Source organism: Rhodococcus sp. MEB064, assembly GCF_000834565.1.
In the GTDB taxonomy this organism is placed as follows: domain Bacteria; phylum Actinomycetota; class Actinomycetes; order Mycobacteriales; family Mycobacteriaceae; genus Rhodococcoides.
In genome coordinates, this window is sequence record NZ_JXQS01000010.1 from 90,092 (window position 1) to 110,999 (window position 20,908).

Annotated in this window: 18 protein-coding genes; 6 read left to right on the forward strand and 12 right to left on the reverse strand. The window is 67.0% G+C overall.

Annotation, left to right across the window (positions count from 1 at the left end; genetic code table 11):
• The first annotated feature begins 71 nt into the window (after positions 1–71).
• The 3 genes from RU01_RS06235 to RU01_RS06245 all read left to right on the forward strand — a co-directional run bounded on the left by RU01_RS06235 (position 72) and on the right by RU01_RS06245 (position 2,284).
• On the forward strand, positions 72–932 hold the full coding sequence (locus RU01_RS06235; protein WP_042573655.1) for a cyclopropane mycolic acid synthase family methyltransferase: 861 nt from the start codon (positions 72–74) through the stop codon (positions 930–932).
• Positions 933–975: 43 nt separating this feature from the next.
• A complete protein-coding gene (locus RU01_RS06240) occupies positions 976–1,800 on the forward strand; it encodes an MBL fold metallo-hydrolase (RefSeq protein WP_042573656.1) in 825 nt (274 codons plus the stop codon).
• 64 nt (positions 1,801–1,864) lie between these two features.
• A complete protein-coding gene (locus RU01_RS06245; RefSeq protein ID WP_042573657.1) occupies positions 1,865–2,284 on the forward strand; it encodes a ChaB family protein in 420 nt (139 codons plus the stop codon).
• Positions 2,285–2,290: 6 nt separating this feature from the next.
• On the opposite strand, the gene RU01_RS06250 is transcribed toward RU01_RS06245, so the two are convergent.
• From RU01_RS06250 to RU01_RS06275, 6 genes are all read right to left on the reverse strand, one after another.
• Entirely contained in the window at positions 2,291–3,499 is a 1,209-nt protein-coding gene (locus RU01_RS06250) for an acyl-CoA dehydrogenase family protein (protein WP_042573658.1), read from the reverse strand.
• Positions 3,500–3,544: 45 nt separating this feature from the next.
• Positions 3,545–5,752: a heavy metal translocating P-type ATPase gene (locus RU01_RS06255; protein ID WP_042573659.1), complete on the reverse strand. Its 2,208-nt coding sequence runs from the start codon at positions 5,750–5,752 to the stop codon at positions 3,545–3,547.
• A 1-nt stretch (position 5,753) separates the two neighbouring features.
• Positions 5,754–6,035 carry a DUF1490 family protein gene (locus tag RU01_RS06260; RefSeq protein WP_042573660.1) on the reverse strand — a complete coding sequence of 94 codons (282 nt, stop codon included), beginning with the start codon at positions 6,033–6,035 and terminating at the stop codon, positions 5,754–5,756.
• Positions 6,036–6,195: 160 nt separating this feature from the next.
• Positions 6,196–6,825: a hypothetical protein gene (locus RU01_RS06265; protein WP_052493147.1), complete on the reverse strand. Its 630-nt coding sequence runs from the start codon at positions 6,823–6,825 to the stop codon at positions 6,196–6,198.
• A 524-nt stretch (positions 6,826–7,349) separates the two neighbouring features.
• Positions 7,350–8,828 carry an FAD-dependent oxidoreductase gene (locus RU01_RS06270; RefSeq protein WP_082042933.1) on the reverse strand — a complete coding sequence of 493 codons (1,479 nt, stop codon included), beginning with the start codon at positions 8,826–8,828 and terminating at the stop codon, positions 7,350–7,352.
• A gap of 7 nt (positions 8,829–8,835) precedes the next feature.
• On the reverse strand, positions 8,836–9,744 hold the full coding sequence (locus RU01_RS06275) for an AurF N-oxygenase family protein (protein ID WP_042573662.1): 909 nt from the start codon (positions 9,742–9,744) through the stop codon (positions 8,836–8,838).
• Positions 9,745–9,906: 162 nt separating this feature from the next.
• On the opposite strand from RU01_RS06275, the gene RU01_RS06280 reads away from it, so the two are divergent.
• Entirely contained in the window at positions 9,907–10,245 is a 339-nt protein-coding gene (locus tag RU01_RS06280; RefSeq protein WP_042573663.1) for a DMT family transporter, read from the forward strand.
• Positions 10,245–10,565, forward strand: coding sequence for a DMT family transporter (locus RU01_RS06285; RefSeq protein WP_082042934.1), 321 nt, complete (start codon positions 10,245–10,247; stop codon positions 10,563–10,565). The genes RU01_RS06280 and RU01_RS06285 overlap by 1 nt, the downstream gene beginning before the upstream one ends.
• A 4-nt stretch (positions 10,566–10,569) precedes the next feature.
• Here the strand turns inward: RU01_RS06285 and RU01_RS06290 are convergent, their stop codons facing one another.
• The 5 genes from RU01_RS06290 to RU01_RS06310 all read right to left on the reverse strand — a co-directional run bounded on the left by RU01_RS06290 (position 10,570) and on the right by RU01_RS06310 (position 16,586).
• The gene (locus RU01_RS06290) at positions 10,570–11,208 is read right to left on the reverse strand and encodes a TetR/AcrR family transcriptional regulator (protein WP_042573665.1); all 639 of its coding nucleotides are present in this window, start codon (positions 11,206–11,208) and stop codon (positions 10,570–10,572) included.
• 15 nt (positions 11,209–11,223) lie between these two features.
• The gene (locus RU01_RS06295) at positions 11,224–12,708 is read right to left on the reverse strand and encodes an MFS transporter (RefSeq protein ID WP_042573693.1); all 1,485 of its coding nucleotides are present in this window, start codon (positions 12,706–12,708) and stop codon (positions 11,224–11,226) included.
• A 118-nt stretch (positions 12,709–12,826) separates the two neighbouring features.
• On the reverse strand, positions 12,827–14,545 hold the full coding sequence (locus RU01_RS06300; RefSeq protein WP_042573666.1) for a cholesterol oxidase substrate-binding domain-containing protein: 1,719 nt from the start codon (positions 14,543–14,545) through the stop codon (positions 12,827–12,829).
• 119 nt (positions 14,546–14,664) lie between these two features.
• Positions 14,665–15,219 carry a TetR/AcrR family transcriptional regulator gene (locus tag RU01_RS22050; protein WP_197074699.1) on the reverse strand — a complete coding sequence of 185 codons (555 nt, stop codon included), beginning with the start codon at positions 15,217–15,219 and terminating at the stop codon, positions 14,665–14,667.
• A complete protein-coding gene (locus RU01_RS06310) occupies positions 15,210–16,586 on the reverse strand; it encodes an ABC1 kinase family protein (protein ID WP_042573667.1) in 1,377 nt (458 codons plus the stop codon). Before RU01_RS06310 ends, RU01_RS22050 begins: the two co-directional genes overlap by 10 nt.
• Positions 16,587–16,772: 186 nt before the next feature.
• Between RU01_RS06310 and car the strand changes: the two genes are divergently transcribed.
• Positions 16,773–20,303, forward strand: coding sequence for a carboxylic acid reductase (gene car, locus RU01_RS06315; protein ID WP_042573668.1), 3,531 nt, complete (start codon positions 16,773–16,775; stop codon positions 20,301–20,303).
• On the opposite strand, the gene RU01_RS22055 is transcribed toward car, so the two are convergent.
• Complete coding sequence (locus tag RU01_RS22055) at positions 20,286–20,906, reverse strand: luciferase domain-containing protein (protein WP_052493144.1); 621 nt, start codon at positions 20,904–20,906, stop codon at positions 20,286–20,288. The two genes, car and RU01_RS22055, sit on opposite strands and share 18 nt — an antisense overlap.
• Between the last annotated feature and the right edge of the window lie 2 nt (positions 20,907–20,908).

A 20,908-nucleotide genomic window follows, 5' to 3' on the forward strand; every position in this document is an offset into this window, starting at 1 on the left:
CGAGAGATGCGGTGTGTCGGGGGACCATGCCGCGTCCTATTCCTGCCGTCGAGTGTGAGGTTGCTACACCCATGACAGACCTGAAGCCCTTCTTCAAGAACGTTCAGTCGCACTACGACCTGTCCGACGACTTCTTCGCGCTGTTCCTCGACCCGACATGGACCTACAGCTGTGCGTACTTCGAGCGCGAGGACATGACGCTCGAAGAGGCTCAGCTGGCCAAGATCGATCTGGCCCTGGACAAGCTCGGACTCGAATCCGGTATGCGGTTGCTCGATGTCGGCTGCGGCTGGGGCACGGCCATGATCCGCGCGCGCGAACGATTCGACGTCGACGTCATCGGCCTGACGCTCAGTGAGCACCAGTTCGGCCGCGTGCAGTCCCGGCTCGACGACCTGCCCGGTACCCGCTCGGCCGAGGTCAGGCTGCAGGGATGGGAAGAGTTCGACGAGCCCGTCGACCGCATCGTCAGCATCGGCGCCTTCGAGCATTTCCGGCGTACACGGCACGTCCCGTTCTTCGAGAAGGCCAGCGCGATCCTGCCGGCCGACGGGGTCATGCTGCTCCACACGATCGTCGGTTACGGCCTGGACGATCTCGCCGAGAAGGGCGTCGCCGTCGACAAGCGCGACGCCGTGTTCATGCGCTTCATTCTCCGGGAGATCTTCCCCGGTGGTGAGCTCGAGCGGCCCGTCACCATCGAGGAGCGCGCCACGTCGGTCGGATTCTCGGTGGACCGCGTGCATTCGCTGCAGCAGCACTACGCGCGCACACTCGAGATCTGGACCGAGAACCTCGAGGCACGCAAGGACGACGCCATCCGTATCGCCGGCGACGTGGTCTACGACCGCTACATCAAGTACCTGAGCGGCTGCGCGCAGCAGTTCCGCCGCGGGACCATCGACGTCATGCAGTTCACGCTGTCGAAGTAGCGACAGCTGTTTGGTGCCGTACCGACGGGGAAGCCCCGTCGGTATGGCTACCGGCACCTACAAGTTCATCGGCAATGCGACGGGACTGCTGTCCTACCGGGACGTCACACTGCTGACGGACCCCAACTTCCTCCATGCCGGTGAACGTGCCTATCTCGGGCACGGCCTGTTCTCGACCAGGCGCCTGGATCCGGCGATCTCACTGGACGACCTTCCGCCGCTGTCGGCGATCCTGTTGTCGCACATGCACGGTGATCACTGGGATCGACGTGCGCAGGCGGGCCTGGACTCTGCGCTGCCGGTTCTGACGACGCCGCACGCCGCGTCGAAGCTGCACCACCGAGGCTTCGACGGCGCGGTCGGCCTCGACACCTGGCAGTCCCGACGCATCGAGGTCGGCGACACGGTTGCGACCGTGTCCGCGATGCCGGGACGACACGGACCGATGTGGGCACAGAAACTGCGAGTCCTGCCCCCGGTCATGGGGACGATGGTGGAGTTCTCGACGGCCGACGGTCCGGTGGATCTGCGGGTGTACATCTCCGGGGACACGCTGATGGTGGACGAGCTGCGGGAGATTCCGACGCGATTCCCGGAGATCGACACGGGGGTAGTGCATCTCGGCGGTACCACCCTTCCGTTCGGACAGAACCCGCGCTTCGGAGCGATGGTGACCATGGACGGACGGCAGGGCACCGATGCGATGGAGTGCATCGATCCGCGACAGGTGCTGCCCGTTCATTTCGAGGACTACGGCGTGTTCGCCTCTCCCCTGTCCGACTTCACCCGCGCGATGACGCAACGGGGTCTCGGAGATCGCATCACCCACGTCGGGCGTGGTGAGACGGTCACGGTCGGCTCGCGGTGAGGTCCGCCGGTTTCCCCGGTCACCGGGCGGGTATCTCTCGCCCACATCGCGAGAGAGGACGACCATGCCGAAGACCGATGACGACGGCAACGCCGTGAAGTCCGAACTGCCGTCGACGTTGCAGAAGTCCGACGAGAAGGCCCAGCGCACCTATGCCAAGGCTCTCGACTCGGCCGAGGACGAGTACGACGACGAGTCGCGCGCCCATCGTGTCGCCTACGCGGCCCTGAAGCACACGCACGAGAAGATCGGCGATCACTGGGAGCCGAAGGACGAGAAGGGCCCGTCGGACGACCGCGCCCGCAGCGGCGGCAAGAACCCGTCCGGTGAGAGCGCAGGCGGCGTCGACGCCAATGCCTCCAAGAAGCACCTCGAGCGTGTCGCGCGGGAACTCGACATCACCGGTCGGTCGACGATGACCAAGGACGAGCTGGTCACCGCCATCGACAAGGAGAACCGGAAGCAGACTGCGAAGAACCGGTGACGCAGGTCAGCGGAACGCTTGGTGCCCCGTGAGCGCCTTGCCGATCGAGAGCATGTGCATCTCGCTGGTGCCCTCGTAGGTCAACACCGATTCGAGATTGTTGGCGTGCCGCAGCGGCGAGTACTCGAGGGTGATGCCGCTTCCCCCGAGAATGGTGCGGCATTCACGAGCGATCGCGATGGCCTCGCGCACGTTGTTGAGCTTGCCCAGGCTGATCTGATCCGGCGAGATCTCGCCACGGTCCTTGATGCGTCCGAGGTGGACTGCCAGCAGGAACCCCTTGCCGAGCTCCAGGGTCATGTCCGCCAGCTTCTGTTGCGTCAACTGGAAACTGCCGAGCGGCCGGTCGAAGACTTCCCGTGAGTTCGCGTACGCGATGGCCGTCTCGAGACTGTCCCGCGCGGCGCCCAGCGCTCCGAACACGATGCCGAACCGCGCCTCGTTGAGGCAGGACAGCGGGGCACCCAGGCTCGTCGCGCCGGGCAACATCGCCGAGGCCGGCAGCCGGATGTCGTCGAACGCGAGCTCGGCTGTCACGGATGCACGCAGCGACAACTTCTTCCCGATGGCATGGGCCGTGAAACCCGGTGTGTCCGTGGGTACGAGGAACCCGCGGAACCCCTCGTCGGTGCGAGCCCACACGGTGGCGACGTCCGCGAGGGTTCCGTTGGTGATCCACATCTTCGAGCCCGACAGGATCCAGTCGTCGCCGTCTCGGCGGGCGCGTGTCCGCATTCCGGAAGGATTGGAACCGAAGTCCGCCTCGGTCAGCCCGAAGCACCCGATGGCGTCGCCCGCGGCGAGTCGGGGAAGCCACTCCTGCTTCTGCTCCTCCGAGCCGTACCGGTGGATGGAGTACATCGACAGCGACCCCTGCACCGAGACGAAACTGCGGAAGCCGCTGTCCCCTGCCTCGAGCTCCATGCAGGCGAGTCCGTAACTGACAGCGTTCGTCCCCGCGCATCCGTAGCCCTCGAGGTGCATCCCCATCAGTCCGAGGCTGCCGAATTCCTTGGCCAACTCCCGCGGCAGAGTGCCTGATTCGAACCAGTCCCCGACCTCCGGCTTGAGCCGCTTGTCGACGAACGCTCGGACCGTCGCGGCGATATCGCGCTCGTCCTGGTCCAGGAGCGACTCCGCGGCGAACAGGTCGAGCGGGCGCACCGGCGCGGGCGCGGTGCGGGGGGCTGCGTCACGTGGAGCGGTCGTCGTCATCGTGGTCCTCGCAAGATCTGCCGGGGTGTGCGGTCGACTCCGAACCTACCCGGCGACAGCTGTCGACTCGGCGGGTTCTTCGATCGGCGCCGGATCGTCCGGTCGGTACTCGATGAGCCGTGCACTGTTACCGACCACGATGATCGACGACGCGTTGTGCAGAATCGCGGCGAGGACGGGCGACAACGCTCCTCCGGCGCTCACCGCGAGACCGATGGCGTTGACCGCGATGGACATGCCGTAGTTCTGCCTGATCACGGCCACCGACCGGCGCCCCAGCGAACGCACGTCGAGCAACCTGGCCAGGTCGTCCCCGGCAAGCGCCACATCCGCGGTCTCGACGGCGACGTCGGTTCCGGCGGCGCCCATCGCGATCCCGATGTCCGCGGCGGCGAGGGCGGGCGCATCGTTGGTGCCGTCGCCGACCACTGCCACCACGTGGCCCGCCTCCTGCAACTCCCGCACGACGTCCAGCTTGTCCTCGGGCATGACCTCGGCACGCCACTCGTCGATACCCAGTTCGGCGGCCACTGCAGCCGCGGTGGCGGGGTTGTCCCCCGTGAGCATCACGATGCGACGGACGCCGTCCGCCCGCAACGCATCCAGTACCTCGGAGGCGTTGTGTCGGATCTCGTCCCGCAGACTCACCAGTCCCACCAACACGCCGTCGACGGCGAGAAGGAGAGGAGTCTCGGCGCGATGCTGAAGGCGAGTCATCCACCCCGTGGCATCTTCCGATACCGCGACGTTCTCGCGCCGGAGCAGAGATGCGCTGCCCAACAACAGCGTTCGACCGTCCGAGACGGTACGCATACCGAGACCCACCAGCACTTCGCATTCCTCGTGCGGCGGAATCTCGATACGTCGCTCTTCCGTACTCCGGATGACGGCCTCGGCCAGCGGGTGTCTGGAGTGGATCTCGGAGCTGGCCGCGTAGGCCAGAACCTGCTCCGGCTCCCATGCGTCGTCGAAGGCGATGACATTGGTGACCACGGGACGACCGACGGTCAGCGTTCCGGTCTTGTCGAAGACGAACGCATCCACCCGGCCCGCTTGCTCGAGGTGCGAGCCGCCCTTGATCAGAATGCCGCGGCGGGCACCGTTTCCGATGGCAGCACTGATAGCCGTGGGTGTCGACAACCCGACCGCACAGGGACACGCGACCAGAAGCATCGTCATCGCACGGCGAACGTCCCGAGTGACGACAAGCGTGGCAGCCGAGAGCAGGAACGATGCGGGCACGAAACGACGCGAGAAATTGTCGCCCACGGTCTGGATCGGTGCGCGGTCCTCCTGCGCCTGCTCCACCCGCGCGATGATGCGGCCGATGGCGGTGTCACGGCCGACAGCGGACGCCCGCACCACGACCCGTCCGCGGAGCACCACCGACCCTGCCGCGAGCCGACTTCCAGCGGCCACGGTCACCGGGAGTGTCTCTCCGGTGATGGCGGACTGGTCGACCACGGCGTCACCCTCGACGACGACGCCGTCGACGGGGACTCCGACATGGTCGTGCACCACGACCTCGTCGCCCACTTCGAGGGAATCGATGTCCACGGACACCTCGGTACCGTCGCCCGTGCGGATCCACGCTGTGTCGTGCGTGCCACTCAGGAGGTCGGAGATCGCACGCCGTGTGCGACGGAGAGTCAGATCCTGCAGGTACTCCCCGATATTGAGCAACCAGAGCACCGTCAACGCGACGACGTTCTCGCGCAGCACCAGACTCGCGACCGTGGCGGCCGAGACCAGGGCGTCGGTGCCGGCGCCGCGCCTACCCGCGATGGACCGCACCGCGCCCCGCAGGAACGGGTACCCCGTGAAGACTGTGACACCGGTGGCGACGAGTCGACTGGTCGACCCCAGGACAGGCGGTCGACGTAGGCCGTACCGCCGGAGCCCGAGCAGAACCAGCGCCGCAGCGCCGACGGTCAAGCGCAGCAACTCGCCCGTTCCCACATCCGCTGAGCGCGGCGTCCGCACCGGAACCTGCGCGGACGACGAGACGACAGTCGGTGTCGACGCCAGCGCGGTGGTCACGGTGTCGACATCGGTCCGCGTCCGTGAATACCAGACGACGACCGATGCAGTCCTCGGATAGGCATGTACCGCACGGACTCCCGGCACCGCGTCCAGTAGGTCCTCCACGGCGACCGCACGGGCGTCCTGACCGGCGATCCAGTCGAAGCGCAACCGGATGCGTCCGGCCCCCACGGACAGCAGCGTCGGTCGGGTCTCCGTCGGCGCGAGCATCTCAGTGATCGTGGCCGTGGCCGACGTCGGACGCGGCGGGCGGACGCGCTTCCTCCCCGAGTCGGTCCTTCGCCTCGGAGACGACATCCGAGACGGCGAGGCGTGCGGACTCCGCCTTGACCTCGGCTTTGCGCACCCCGCGCAAGCCGACCTCGGTAGCGCGGACGGCCGCTTCGCGGAGCGGAGCGCGGTCGACGACCTTCTTGACGCCGTTGTAGGCGGCCACACCGACGACGCCGGTCACGACGGTCGATGCCGCTTTGGCGATGAACGGGACCAACATCTCGCAGAACTCCTCACGGTCTGCTCGGCAGACACGGGTCGGGGGTACAGGTGACGCACGTGGCGGCGACCGTTGTCGCACCCGAACACTAGCCTTACCGAACATCGTTGTCGGCAATCGGTCGCTCGATCGGACTGTTTCCTGCCCGGCGACAGAGCGATCAGGCAGCAATCATCAGGTCTCGTCCTGTCAACGTCTCGGTCTCGTGGAGGATACGTGTGAAGACGTCGTCGCTGACGTGGTCGGCCAGCATGTAACGGTCCCACCACATCATGCGCGTGCGGTACCGCTCGTCGGGATACGCGGCGGGAGCGATGTTCTCGGCCACTCGGCCGCCGCCGGACTCCCACCGACGCAACACGTGGTCGGCCGCCGTGGCCATCACGTACCGCGCACCGGTGAACACCATCGTCGGAAGCGCCGTGCGGGAGAGCAGCGCGGACAATGCTCCCGGGTGGTCGGCGTCGGACGAGACGAACGCCGTCTTCATCTCGACGACACCGTCCGGAAGACGACCGTGGATCAGATCGGCGACATCGGACTTCGCGGAGTTGCCGTCCCATTCGACGAGCGCATGCGATTGCTCGGCGCTGATGTACGGGCCTTGCCCGCGCACACCCGCGACGACACGTCCGGCACGGTCCACCGCCGCGTAGAACACGGCGGTGTCGACCCCGTCCTCGACGCGCTCGAAGTCCAGGGCGACACCCACTCCGTGACGCTCGTACGACTTCTTGGCGCAGTCGAGGTAGTCGTTCCAGAGAGCGCGATCCTCCGACGGAGTGCTCATCACCAGAACCGTTCCACTATCACGATCGGCGAGCCGTGAGCGACCGCGCGTCACGAGCCGAGTAGGGGCTAGCAGTGTCGTCGTCATCGGACACCTCTCGAGAAAGAGTTGTCGGACCGCCGTCCGGCGCCCCGACCAACAGACCACGGACCCGCCGGACGACGAATCCACACAGTGATTGTCCCGCTTCCGGCGCGAAAAGTGGATTCCGCCCCGAAAGTCGTACGCGCAGGTGGCGCTGCCCTTTTCGCGGGCCGTTAACGAACCGCAGGTCAATAACTCGATTCTGGTGCAGTACCCGAGTTACTCGCTCGTATTCCCGGACAGTTCAGTGACAGGTTGCAGAGTTGAGCCAGTGAAACGGACCAAATTTCGTGAAAAGACACGAATGGTCCGAGGGCGTTTCGCGGCGCGAATGGGCACTGTCACGTCCGAAGAAACCGGTCGGTTGCCACAAAAAAGAATGCCGCACCCCGTTTCGGGGTGCGGCATCCATTGTCGACGGGTGGCTTCCGGCGTGTCGGCTACTTCCGCGCGGAACGCCGGAAGACCGAGCGACGCGTCGTCGAGGCGGTCGTGGACGAGTCGGCGAGAGCGTCCGCGAGGAGGAGGTCGACGGTGCGCTCCGCGTCGGCTTTGTTGTCGCCGATCCCGCCCGACGCACCGCGCTTCGCCCAGCCGACCACGTACGCGCCCGCGAGTGGATCGCCGTCCTCACCGATCACTCGTCCGTCGACGTTGCGCACCGTTCCGCGGTCCTCGTCGAAGGGAAGTCCGGGCAACGGTGATCCGCGGTACCCGGTCGCCTGCAGAACGAGGTCGGCCGCGATCGTCCGCGTGCCGTCGGCGTCGCGAACGTCCAGTCCGCGCACACCCCCGTCGTGCCGGATCGCCACCGGTGTCCGTCCGAACGAGAACACGATCCGTCGTGCGGTCTCGGAGGCCGCCGGCACAGACGCCACCGGCACCGTGGCCAGAGGGGATGCCGATGCGGACATCGGGAGAGAACCGAGAGCAGACACGATGTCGTCCGGCCCGTCGACGACCACGGGAACCGAACGACGGCTGACCAGCGCCTGGCATTCGGAGCGGGTGAAGGCGGCGAACTCCGGCCCACGACGGCCCAGCACGGTGACCTCGGAGACGGAACTGTTCCGCAGCGCCGCCAGCGCGTGCGGCGAGATGTCGGTGCCGACGAGGTCGTCGACATCGGCCGTGAGAATCCGTGCTGCATCGAGAGCGACGTTGCCGTTGCCGATCACGACGACACGCTCGACTCCGCTCAGATCGATCGCGTCGGCCGCGACATCCGGGTGTCCCGTGTACCAGCCCACGAGCAGGCGGGCGCTCACGGGGACGGCCTCGTCTCCCAGCGGGAGCGCTCTGTCGCGATCGGCACCCACCGCGTAGACGACGGCATCGAACTCGGCCGACAACTGCTCCGGGGTGATGTCCACCCCGACCTCCACGCCCATCCGCATCGTCACGCGGGAGTGGACGAAGAGGGAGCGGAAGTGCTCACCGATCCGGCGAGTACTCGTATGATCCGGCGCCACACCGTATCTCGCCAATCCACCCGCGGTGGGCAGTCTGTCGAAGAACGTGACGGTCGCGTCCGTCTGTCGCAGCAGGGCTGTCGCGGTGTAGCACGCGGCAGGCCCGGTGCCGACCACCGCGACCCGTCGCAGCGCGACCTTGCCGATGTCGGCGGGCGGGAAAACCGGTGCGCCCCAGGCGTGGTCGACCGGCCGGTCCTTGTAGTAGTCGGCGTTCAGCTCCGCGTACACCTGCTGGGACGGGGACAGCCGCGAGACTCGGGTGATGGCATCCACCGGGCACGCATCGGCGCACGCCCCGCAGTCGATGCAGGTCCGTGGATCGATGTACAGCAGGTCGGTCTTCCCGAAGTCCGGCTCGTCCGGTGTGGGATGGATGCAGTTCACCGGGCACACCGACAGACACGATGCGTCGTTGCAGCAGTTCTGGGTGATCGCGAAGGCCATGGAGGTATCAGACCATGTGGATGGTGCGGTACACAGCCGCAGCAGGCTTCGTCAGCAGACCGCAGTCACTGAGAAACGCCATCAGATGCTGGCTGCTGGTACGCATCATCACGTGATGGTGGGTGTTCTTCTTCGCCTCGCGCACCGCGCGATCGGTGTCCAGACCGGCGGCGGCGTATACGTCCTTGTTCACCATGTTGGACACGATGACGCGTGCTGCGATAGCGATGAGCAGCGCGGCGGACTTGCGTCGGGCGGTGGAGATGCCGTCCATGTGCTCGCGCATCTGCTGACGCGCGAACGTCATGTGGCGTGATTCCTCGACGACGTGGATCTTGCTCGTCGTGCGCACCAGCGGCAGGACGTTCTCCCCGCGCATCCAGTCGCGCTGCATGACGTCGAGCACTTCCTCCGCCACCAGGATGCCGCCGTACGCGGCCTCCGACACGGCGAGAGTCTTGAAGCCGCGACCGAGCTCGACGCTCAACCGGCGGGGGACGTAGGCCTTGATTCCCATGGTGCTGCAGGCGCGCGCGAACATCAGCGAATGACGGCACTCGTCGGCGATCTCGGTGAGAGCGAACTGGAAGTCGGACGAGGAGTAGTCGCCGCAGTACTGATCGCGCAGCACCATCTGCTGCAGGATCATCTCGAACCAGATACCCGTGCTCATGATCGAGCAGACCTCGTGGCGGGTGAGAGTGACGCGCTGCTCCGGCGTCATCTCCTTCCACAGATCGGTGCCGTAGAGGGTGCTCCACTCGGGGTTGAGACCGAACTGCTCCGGGTCGAGAGGGGCCTCCCAGTCGACCTCCTGCATCGGGTCGTAGGACAGCGCGGCGACGGAATCGAGCAACCGGGCGGAGACGTCCTCCATGTTCGAGGTCGTGAGATCGGTGTCGAGTGTGCTGGTCATCGCGTCGTCCTTCCGTGGGGCGGGTGCATGTCCGTGACTAACTGTGACAGAGGTTATCAGGTACCAAGCGTCACGGGAAGTGTGCGGACGGACGGACACGTCGGCGCCGCAGCTGTGACACGTGCGACGCCTCGGCCCGGGGACCGGTGTGACAATGGACCCGTGCGTCCATGGTTTCTGCTGGTCCTCGCCATCGCGAGCGAGGTCACGGGCTCACTCGCGCTCGCGGCGGCGGTGACGACACCGCCCTGGTACGCCGTGGTGGTGGTCGGATACGTGGCATCGTTCGTGTTGCTCGGTGCCGTGCTCCGCGCGGGCATGCCGCTGGGAGTCGCGTACGGAGTCTGGGGTGCGATCGGAGTGGCATCGACAGCGGCGTTGTCGAGCGTCATCTTCGACGAGAAGCTCACCGTCGTGACGATCCTCGGCCTGGCGCTGGTGATCGCCGGGGTGGTCGTGGTGGAATTGGGATCGCATCGCGCACGGACACCGCAGCCGTGATGTGGTTCCTGCTGGCCTGCGCCATCGCCTCGGAAGTGACGGCCACCCTCTCGCTGCGAGTCGCCGTCCACGGCAGGCGCGCGCTGTACGCCGTGGTCGTCGCCGGCTACCTCGCGTCCTTCGTCTTCCTCGCCCTCACGTTGTCGGCGGGGCTCGGCATCGGGGTCGCCTACGGGATCTGGGCGGCGACCGGCATCGCCGTCACCGCGATCGCGAGCCGTCTGCTGTTCGGCGAACCGTTGACCAGGACGATGTCCGCGGGAATCGTATTGATCATCGCCGGGGTGCTCCTGATCGAGACCGGCAGATCGCACACCTGACCGGTCACCTCGTGACGGTCGCCTGCCAGATTCCGACGATGGCGTCGACCAGATCGGTCCCGCTCGCCCGCCACAGTGCGGCGCGGTCTCCGTCGGACGCGGCGATCTCAGCTTCGCGCTCGGCCATGACGTGGACGAGCAACGTCCGAGCCATTCCGCCTCGGGCGACACGCACGTCGACGGGCATGGGAGGCAGGCACGAGTTCACGCCGTCCACCGTCTCGCGCAAACCCGGCGAGGACAGTGATTCCTCCACGAGGATCGTGCGGAGCGTCGGATCCGTCATCACCTGACTGGCGAACCGGGCGTACCAGGTGAAGTGTCCGACGTCGGCGAAGTACTCGGTGGACGGCCGTACGAGTGCCGACACCCACCCGCGAAGGTCGGGGCGGTCACCGAGGGCGGCGACATGCGACGCCCGGAACTGCTCGACCCCCGCGGATCGCCGCACCACGATGGCCCGGACGAGGTCTTCCTTGGTGCCGAAGTGGTACCCGACAGCCGCACTGTTCGCCTGACCGGCCGCATCTCCGACCTGCCTGTTGGACACCGACACCACGCCGTTCTCGGCGTAGAGGCGTTCGGCAGCATCGAGGATCGCTTCGCGTGTGCTCTCCGAACGCGCCGTGCGGACCCTGGTCACGACTGAAGAGCGTAGTCAGTCGACGGGCTGGACCGGTCGGACGCCGTGCGCGTCGACCGGACCGCCCACCACGTCCGAGGCCGCGTCGTCCGTACGACCGTGGGCGGGCAGGAACGACGCCAGCAGAACCGAGAGCACAGCGGCCCCTGCGGCCACGGCCATCACGACGCGGAACGCGTTCTGGGTGGGCACCTGCGCGGAGCCGAGTGTCACGGTCATCGATGCCAGGATCACGCCGGCGACAGCGCTGGCGAACGACGTTCCGAGAGAACGCATGAGCGTGTTGAAGCTGTTCGCCGCGGCCGTCTCGGTCGCCGGAACGGCGGACATGATCAAGGCCGGCATGGCGCCGTACGCCAGGCCGATTCCTGCGCCGATGATCAGCGAGACCACGACCAGCTGCCACACGGCGCCCATCAGGACGATGCCGGCGAGGTAGCCGACGGCGACGACACCGGCGCCCGCCATCAAGGTGGTCTTGGGGCCGCGCGTGGTGGTGATCCGCGACGACAACGGCGCGACTGCCATCATCACGAGGCCGGACGGCGCCATCACCAGACCGGCCACCAGAACGGACTTGCCGAGGCCGACTCCGGTCGCCGCGGGAAGCTGGAGAATCTGCGGCAGAACGAGACTGAGCGCGAACATGGCGAAGCCGAGCATGATGGACGCGGCGTTGGTGAACAGCACCTGTCGACGCATCGAGACTCGGAGATCGACCAGCGGCTGCGGTGAACGCAGCTCCCACGTCACCCACGCAGCGAACGCCACCACGGCCACGACCAGCAGTCCGAGTGTGCGCGCACTCGTCCATCCCCAGTCGGATCCCTTCGAGATGCCGAGCAGCAGAGTCACCAACGCGACCGACAGCGTTGCGGCGCCGCCGAAGTCGAACGCACCGCCGGTCCGTGCATCCGACTCGGGGATCACGGCGACGACGAGTGCCGTGACGATCAGCCCCAGAGCCGCGGCGGTCCAGAAGAGGAAGTGCCAGCTGGCGTACTCGGCGATGACCGCGGCGGCCGGAAGTCCCAGCGCTCCACCGACTCCGAGCGACGCACTCATCAGCGCGATGGATCCGGGCAGCTTCCGGCTCGGCAGGACGTCGCGCATGATCGAGATGCCCAGGGGAATGACACCGGCCGCCAGACCCTGCAGCGCACGGCCGATGATGAGCGGAATCAGGCTGGTGGCCAGGGCGCCCACCACGGACCCTGCCACGAGCAGAGCGAGACTGACCAGCAGCAGTCGGCGTTTGCCGAACATGTCGCCGAGTCGTCCCGTGACCGGCACGGCGACCGCACCTGCCAACAGAGTCGCGGTGATGGCCCACGCGGTGTTCGCGGCGGACGCGTTCACGAGCGTCGGGAGTTGCGGGACGATCGGGATGATCAACGTCTGCATGAGCGCGACCGTGATGCCGGCGAATGCGAGAACGCCGACGATCCGACCGGTGCCGGTCACATCCTCGTCGAGAGTGGCGGGTGCGGGTGTCGACATCACGAGCTCCATCAGCCGTAGCAGTTAAACCAGTTGATTTAAAACAACTGCTTCAAACTAGAGCTCCAGCCGCCCACCTGACCACCTTCCGACGACGGTTGTGGTGCAGCTCACGTCATTACCGGACGAAACGGTCGAGGAAGGCGTTGGAGAAGACCCGATCCGGGTCGAGACGGTCGACGACGTCTACGACCGTGTCCCATGTGCGATCGCCCTCGTACCCGTCCCGATACGACTGCGGGATCGCGCTACCGAGAGCCTCGGCATCCTCGTACGGCCGGTCTTCCGAGAACGCCCACCCTTTCGACCACTCCGGTCGGAACACCGAATCGACCCCATCGAAGCGCTGACGCATCCACTGCTCCATCTCCCGGTAGAAGGCGAACATTCCGGGCGTACCGGGAATGCCCAGCACGTTCAACCAGATCGCCGTGTCCCATTCCGGACGATCCGGCCGCGGACGCATGGCGGACAGCGTCGGCGCCCCTGCCGACTCCACGAGCACGTCGTCCTCCTGATCGAGTCCACAACACCGGATCTCGACCGGACCGTTGATCGGGTACCGACCGAGCGCGGCATAGTGATCCACCCGCGCGCGGAACCACTGCGTGAAGTCGTGCACGACAGTGGCAGCGTTCGCTCGCGACGTGAGCACCGCACCACCGCCCTCCGTCAACAGAAGCGTGCTCGGACGGATGTAGAACTGCACGTTCTTGGGATTGCCCCAGATGTCCGACGACGCGGTTGCCGCCAAGCCCGCCACGGTCGCCGCCAGGAACATCCTGCCGAGTCCGGGTGTCAGGTCGGTGCGGCCGGAGACGACGGCACCGATGACGTCCGAGACGGCCTCCGGCAAAGTGTCGGAGAACGGATAGTTGTACGGCTCCGTCACCTGTCGCGAACCCTGTGGTCGCATCGGGGCGAGGGACCAGACCTTGAGCCACGGCGTGTCCGTGAACGGATACCAGATCGCCTCCGCACGCCCGGCGCTGTCGAGGAACGACTCCATGGTTCGACCGGAAGACCCCGCGGTTGCGAACATCTCGGACCAGCCGATGTCGGTGAAACTCCGACACCGCATGGGCACCAGCTCGTGTGCCTGCAGAGTCACCTCGGTGACGAACGCCCGGCCGAGATGGGTAGCCAATGCCGGTGCGTCGTCGTCGCCCCGTGCCACCGTGCGAAGCTCGAAACCGTTGCTACCCTTGGCGACCACCCGCATCGACGTCACCAGATTGCTCAGCGAGCCGAGCGTCGAACCGGGCGCTCCGACTTCTCCCGTCGCGCGCAGTGCCGCACCGTGCGCTCCCACCGCGAGCGCTCCGGCGATGGACAGCACCCCCGGCGCGGGCACGCTCGACCACGCGAGGCCGTGAGTCTCCAAGGCCGAGAGGATCGCGTGCAGGGTGGCGCCGGCTCCCGCCGTGACGGTGGACCGTTCGACGTCCACGGACACCTCGGTCATCCCGGTCATGGTGTCCACCAACACGACCCGACTCAGGTCCTCCCCCACCTCGATCGTGAAGGGCGTCCACCCGTGCATCGCACCGCGAGGCCTGAGCCGGTAGCCGTGCTCGACCGCCCAGTCCGCGAGGGTGACGACGTCGTCCGCGTGTCGAGGTGAGCATGTCCAGACACCGTCGACGACGATCTCCTTCGACCAGTTCTGATATTTCTGGCGGAACAGCGCGATCCCGGCCGGAAAGTTCGGCGGCACCGACCCGGCGGCAGCAGAGTCGGCGGGAACGGCACCGGCAGGAACGGCGCGGGCAACGCTCGCGAAGGCCACGGCAGCAAGAGTGCCCGTGATGAACGTACGTCGGTCGTGGGTGAGCATGAGGCTCCAGAGGTCGAGGCGTGACAGTTCGACAGCGTCGCGCCTCGTGAGCGCTGATCAGTCCCCCGGATCGTGATCCCCCCGGATTGCTTACAGCTTTTACAGATGTGCCAAATTTGTCAAGCGCGTGGTCGGAGGTGCAACGAGGGAAGGAGCCGTCGCCGCAGGTAGCCCCTGAGATCCTCGTCGGATCGTGTTGCCGCGCTGTCCAACTGGATGAGGGACAGGAACAGACGGATGCAGAGATCGGCGATCTCGTCGTGCTCCGCAGCCTCGACGTCGACCAGCGCCGGCGCCAGGAAGGCCGACGCCATGGCGAGGACCGCGGGAGCGAACACCGTCTCGTCCGAGATGACCGAGCCGGGGCGCGGATGCACCAACGGCGCGAACGCAGGCGAGGAACGGAAACTCGATCGAGCAGCGACCATCGCCTCGACGAGGAACTCCGACGGAGACTTCGCGTCCGCCACGGCCTCCACGACGGCGGTGACCGTTCGCCCACTGACGACGCGGAGGGCCTCCGAGAGCAGTAGATCGCGAGTTCCGAAGTGCGCGTAGACCGTCGGCCGAGAGACCCCCGCTCGCTCGGCGACGGAACTGACGGATACCGAATCGACGCCGCCGGTCTCGAGGCAGGACACGGCGGCCGCGAGGATGCGGTCCTTCACCTCCACCGGGCGGACCATTCTGCGATGTCGACACCCATCGGTGTGGCCGGAGCCTCGTCGTAGAGCCATTCTCGTGCAATCCGGCCCCAGTTCCCCGTGGCCCGCAATTGGCCCAGGATGCCGAACGTCAGGAAATCCGCGCGCCGTGAGAACACGTGTTCCGGTGGCAGCCACTGCTTCGTCATCTCACCGAAGTTCCCGGAGCGAGGATCGACGGCAAGGAGGAAACATGCCCCCGCCATCTCCGGAGTGACTGTCACCTGCTCGTCGGTGAGGCTCAATTCTGCTGCGGCCTCGACATAGTCGAGGCAGTCCTGCCCCGTGACCCTCGCCGCGGGGTCGAGTATTCCGCGCGAGGACATCGCGGCCAGCAGGTCGTCTCCCCGCCCTTCGATGGCCGCACGCAAACAGTCCCGCTCGAAGGCGACATCCGCGGGAGTCATTCTCAGATAGAGCCCGAAGTCGATGAAGGTGACGCGGCCGTCCTTCGAGAGCAGCACGTTCCCGGGGTGCGGATCACCGCAGAACTCGCCGAGTGTGTGCAGCGACCCGATGTAGAAGCGGAACACCGTTTCTCCGACACGATCACGGACGTCGGCCGGCATCGCCCGGATGTCCTCGAACGACACCGCGTCGACGAAATCCGTCGTCAGGACCTCGGAACCGCAACGCTCCGGAACGGTGTCCGGAACGAAGAAGTGAGGATGCTCGCGATAGAGAGCGGCCGCCCGCCGGTGCGTCGCTTCCTCGGTGACGTAGTCGAGTTCGGCCTCGAGATTGCGCCGCAACTCGTCGACGACCGCACGCGAGGACAGCATCGGGATGCTCGTCGGCAGCAGCTTGAGATAGAACGACAGATTCTTGAGGTCGGCGCGGACAGCCTCGTCGATGCCGGGGTACTTCACCTTGACCGCGACGATCCGACCGTCGTGAAGTTCTGCGCGGTGCACCTGTCCGATGGACGCCGCCGCGAACGGTTCCTCGTCGATGTGGGCGAACAACGTGGACATCGGTGCACCCAGATCGGCCTCCACGACCCGCCGTATGTCCGCGAACGACACCGAGGGAGCCCTGCTCTGCAGGTCTGCGAGCTTGCGATGGAACTCCTCGCGGTGCTCGTCGGGCACGAAGGACAGGTCGAGCGTCGACAGCATCTGGCCCAGCTTCATCGCCGCGCCTCGGAGACCGCCGAGTACCGTCACGACCCTTTCGGCCGAGCGAACGGCTTCCTTCTCCGACAGGGCGGTGCGCAGCGCCTCGGTGCGGCCGGCCATCCGGATGCGGAGGGTGGCGTTGCGCGCGGTGCGGCCCGCGACGAGGCGACCCACCTCGGCGCCCCGGGCCACCCTGGACGTCGGCATCTTCTCCGGCACGCGACCAGTATCCGCCACCGACGCGCGCGCCCGATTCGCGGGACTTGCGACGACACGGATCTTCCTCGCAGAGCGGACTTTTCGGACTACGTATGGCACACATCACGTTTACTGCCATCTCGCCCGAACTACTCTTAGTTCGGGTAACGATATAAAACACGATCGGCATACCGAGGGGGAAATATCATGACCAGCACCATCACGCGGGAGCACGACCGGGCACGGAAAGTCTCCGAACGCATCTCCGAGCTCTTCTCAGGTGACGACGAGTTCCGCGCAGCGGCACCGGACCGATCGGTCTCGGACGCAGCCACGGAACTCTCGCCCGACCTGATCCGCATGGTGGACGAGGTCATGTCTCGATACGCCTCACGCCCTGCGCTCGGCCGGCGTGCACACGACATCGCCGAGGACGCCGACGGACGCCACGTTCGGTCCCTCCTCCCCCGCATCGACACCGTCACCTATGCCGACCTCTGGTCGGACGCACGCTCGCTCGCCACCGCCGTGTCCGACGTCGTGACACCCGGGTCGTTCATCGCGACTCTCGGCTTCGCCAGCGCCGAGTACGTGGTGGCCGAGCTTGCCACCGTGTGGTCGGGAGCGGTATCGGTACCGCTCCAAGCCGGCGCAGCCGCCCGACGCCTCGTCGACATCACCGCCGAGGTCGAGCCGGTCGTCCTGGTCGTCGACAGCGGGCACCTGCCGGTGGCGTCCCAGATCGTCGCCGCGTGCCCGACGGTCCGCCGAGTGGTCGTGCTCGATCACGACTCACGGGTGGACGACGACGCGGACCGTCTCCGGACAGCGCGCGAGGCGTCGGCCGACAGCGGCGTCGTGGTCGAAACGCTGGCCGATGCACTCCGGCGCGGCGCGGAGTCCGCTCCCGTACCCCACGCGGAATCCGGCGATCCCGAGCGCATCGCCACACTCGTCTACACCTCCGGCAGTACGGGCACCCCGAAGGGCGCGATCCACACGGAGCGGATCGTCGCACGCCAGTGGTCCACGGCCCACTGGTACAGCCGCTCGGACGACGATGCCGGCGAGAACACACCGCCCGTGATCACGCTCGACTACCTCCCCATGAGTCACCTCGCCGGACGCGCACTCGTGTTCACGACACTCGCGGCCGGTGGAACCGTGCACTTCACGGCGTCGAGCGACCTGTCCACCCTGCTCGAGGACTTCTCGCTCGCCCGACCGACCGTGGCGATGCTGGTCCCGCGCGTCTGCGACCTGCTCCGCCAGACAGCACTCGGTCGTGTGGACAAGGAAGCACGCCGCACCGGCCGCAGCGCGGACGACGTGCGTTCGGAGGTGCTCGCGGACATGCGCTCCACGACGCTGGGCGGACGCATCCTCTCGGCAGTGGTCGGAACCGCACCGACGTCCCCGGAAGTCGTCGAGTTCATGTCCGAACTTCTCGAGACGCAGGTGCAGAACAACTACGGGTCGACCGAGGCCGGCATGGTGCTCTTCGACGGTGTCGTCCAACGGCCCCCGGTCACGGAGTACCGACTCGACGACGTTCCCGAGCTGGGGTACCTCACCTCGGATCGACCGCACCCTCGCGGCGAACTGCTGCTCAAGACGACCTCCCTCATCCCCGGGTACTACAAGCGGCCCGACGTGACCGCCGAGATGCTCAGCGACGACGGTTTCTACCGCACTGGTGACGTCGTCGAGGAGACCGCGCCGGACCATCTGGTGTACCTCGATCGCCGCAAGAACGTGCTGAAGTTGGCGCAGGGCGAGTTTGTCGCGTTGTCCAGGCTCGAGTCGATCTACGCATCCGCGGATGCGGTGGACCAGATCTTCGTGCACGGGAGCGGCGAGCGTGCGTACCTGCTGGCCGTCGTGGTTCCGACCGACGGCGCCGACGCCCGTGAGGTGCTGGCGTCCGTGCAGCGGGTCGCCCGTGCCGAGGAGCTCGAGTCCTACGAGATTCCCCGCGACATCATTCTGGCCGACGAGCCGTTCACGGTGGCGAACGGTCTGCTCTCCGGCGCGAACAAGCAGCTCCGTCCGGCGCTGACCGACGCGTACGGCGATGCCCTCGAAGCGCGCTACCGCGACATCGACGAGGGGCAGAGCACGAAGCTCGGCGAGCTCCGCCGCCGTGGACCCGGTGCACCGGTCGCCGAGACCGTCGCCGAGGCAGCCGCGGCGCTGCTGGGGTGCGCCGACACCGACGTCGAGCCCTCCGCACGTTTCATCGATCTCGGTGGGGACTCGTTGTCCGCGTTGACCTTCGCGACGGTCCTGCACGACATCTTCGACATCGACGTCCCGGTGTCCGTCGTCATCTCGCCGACGTCGGACCTCGCAGCCGTGGCCGCGTACATCGAGAAGACGGTCGCCAGTGATTCCGGGACCACGACGTTCGCGTCCGTCCACGGGCGCGGGGCGACCGAGGTACGCGCCGACGACCTCCGTCTGGACGCGTTCTTCGATGCGGAGTTCCTGTCCGCGGCGGAGTCCGCCGACCCGGTTCGCACCGAGGTGAGCACGGTTCTGCTCACGGGCGCCAACGGGTACCTCGGACGCTTCCTGTGCCTGGAATGGCTCGAGCGCATGGCTGCCGTCGACGGCACGCTCGTGTGTGTCGTCCGTGGTCGCGACGCCGACGATGCTCGGGCTCGCCTGGATGCCGCCTTCGACAGCGGCGACGACGCGCTGACGGCTCGCTACAGGGCCCTCGCCGAGACGACTCTGCAGGTGGTCGCGGGCGATGTCGGCGATCCGATGTTCGGGATGTCTCCCGAGGCATGGACAGCACTGTGCACCGGGGTGGATCGCATCGTGCACCCCGCCGCACTGGTCAACCACGCGCTGCCCTACGAGCAGTTGTTCGGCTCGAACGTCGTGGGTACCGCCGAGGTGATCCGTCTGGCGCTGACCGACCACGTCAAGCCGGTGACCTATCTGTCGACGGTGGCCGTGGCTGCCGGCGTGGCCGATTTCGTCGAGGACGGGGACATCCGTGACGTCAGCCCGAGCCGCCCTGTCGACGAGTCCTACGCCAACGGATACGGCACGTCCAAGTGGGCCGGAGAGGTGTTGCTGCGCAACGCGTTCGACAGGTTCAGCCTCCCGGTGACGGTTTTCCGGTCCGACATGATCCTCGCGCACCCGCGATGGACCGGTCAGCTGAATGTCCCCGACATCTTCACCCGCACGATTCTGTCCGTCATCGCGACCGGAATCGCACCGGAGACGTTCTACCGCACCGACACCGGCGTCCCGACGGACGATGCAGGTCGCCCGCGCGGACACTACGACGGGTTGCCGGCCGACTTCACGGCGTCGGCCATCACCGAGCTGGGACGCCGCGGAGTCGACGGGTACCGCACCTTCGACATCATCAACCCACACGACGACGGGGTGTCCCTCGACACCGTCGTCGACTGGATCATCGACTCGGGCAGGACCATTCGCCGCATCTCCGACCACGACGAGTGGTTCCGGGAATTCTCGGACGCACTCGCCGCGCTGCCGGCGTCGCAACGGACGCATTCCGTGCTCCCGTTGGTGCACGCCTACGCGCACCCGGATACCCCGACCGCGGGATCCCCTCTTCCCGCCGAGGTGTTCCGCGCCGCGGTGAAGGAGGCTGGACTCGGCGACGCAGGTGAGATCCCGCATCTGACGCAGGATCTGATCGAGAAGTACGTGCGTGATCTCGAGTCGCTGGGTCTATTGTCCGCCCGCTGAGGCGCGTCGGACGACACGGTCCACGACGGCGAGGACAGTCGACAGGTCCTCGCCGTCGCGGGGTGCGTACAGGAACACGTAGGAGTACGGCAGGCCCAGCATCCGTCGGCCGGCGAGCGGATGCCGCTCACCCCAACCTCTGCTCACGATGACCTCCGCATCGCCCGGATCCGCCACGACGTGCAGGGAGCCCTGCCCCGCGTGGACATGCGCCAACTCTCCACCGGCCTGTCGAATCCACGGCGGTGCCGCTGAGATGTCCGTGAGGAACAGCGCATCTCCTCGGCGCTCGAACCTGCTGCGTGCCGTCCTGAAGGACGAGTCGTCGGCGAAGGACGAGAGGTGCCGTTCGAGGACGCGGACGGTGGCCGGTTCCGCATCCAGGGCCACCTGCCGGTGCGGAATGGGGTGCGGCGCTACCGCCGGGCGCTCACCCCGGCGGACAGGCAGGTCCAGATCGGACGCACCGTCGGCCGCCGCGACGGTCCCGTCCCTGCCGAAGGGACGCAGGAGCGTCGCGCACGCCCATCCCACCGGATTGGCCGGCAGACCGCCCGGCCCCAGATTCCTCCACGCTCGATAGTCGTCTCGCACTGCACGCATCT

Coding starts and splice junctions, on each gene's coding strand:
- RU01_RS06240 (WP_042573656.1), top strand. CDS start 976: ATGGCTACCGGCACCTACAAGTTCATCGGCAATGCGACGGGACTGCTG.
- RU01_RS06235 (WP_042573655.1), top strand. CDS start 72: ATGACAGACCTGAAGCCCTTCTTCAAGAACGTTCAGTCGCACTACGAC.
- RU01_RS06255 (WP_042573659.1), bottom strand. CDS start 5,752: ATGCTCGCGCCGACGGAGACCCGACCGACGCTGCTGTCCGTGGGGGCC.
- RU01_RS06250 (WP_042573658.1), bottom strand. CDS start 3,499: ATGACGACGACCGCTCCACGTGACGCAGCCCCCCGCACCGCGCCCGCG.
- RU01_RS06260 (WP_042573660.1), bottom strand. CDS start 6,035: ATGTTGGTCCCGTTCATCGCCAAAGCGGCATCGACCGTCGTGACCGGC.
- RU01_RS06295 (WP_042573693.1), bottom strand. CDS start 12,708: ATGTCGACACCCGCACCCGCCACTCTCGACGAGGATGTGACCGGCACC.
- RU01_RS06300 (WP_042573666.1), bottom strand. CDS start 14,545: ATGCTCACCCACGACCGACGTACGTTCATCACGGGCACTCTTGCTGCC.
- RU01_RS06275 (WP_042573662.1), bottom strand. CDS start 9,744: ATGACCAGCACACTCGACACCGATCTCACGACCTCGAACATGGAGGAC.
- RU01_RS06285 (WP_082042934.1), top strand. CDS start 10,245: ATGTGGTTCCTGCTGGCCTGCGCCATCGCCTCGGAAGTGACGGCCACC.
- RU01_RS06265 (WP_052493147.1), bottom strand. CDS start 6,825: ATGAGCACTCCGTCGGAGGATCGCGCTCTCTGGAACGACTACCTCGAC.
- RU01_RS06245 (WP_042573657.1), top strand. CDS start 1,865: ATGCCGAAGACCGATGACGACGGCAACGCCGTGAAGTCCGAACTGCCG.
- car (WP_042573668.1), top strand. CDS start 16,773: ATGACCAGCACCATCACGCGGGAGCACGACCGGGCACGGAAAGTCTCC.
- RU01_RS06270 (WP_082042933.1), bottom strand. CDS start 8,828: ATGGCCTTCGCGATCACCCAGAACTGCTGCAACGACGCATCGTGTCTG.
- RU01_RS22055 (WP_052493144.1), bottom strand. CDS start 20,906: ATGCGTGCAGTGCGAGACGACTATCGAGCGTGGAGGAATCTGGGGCCG.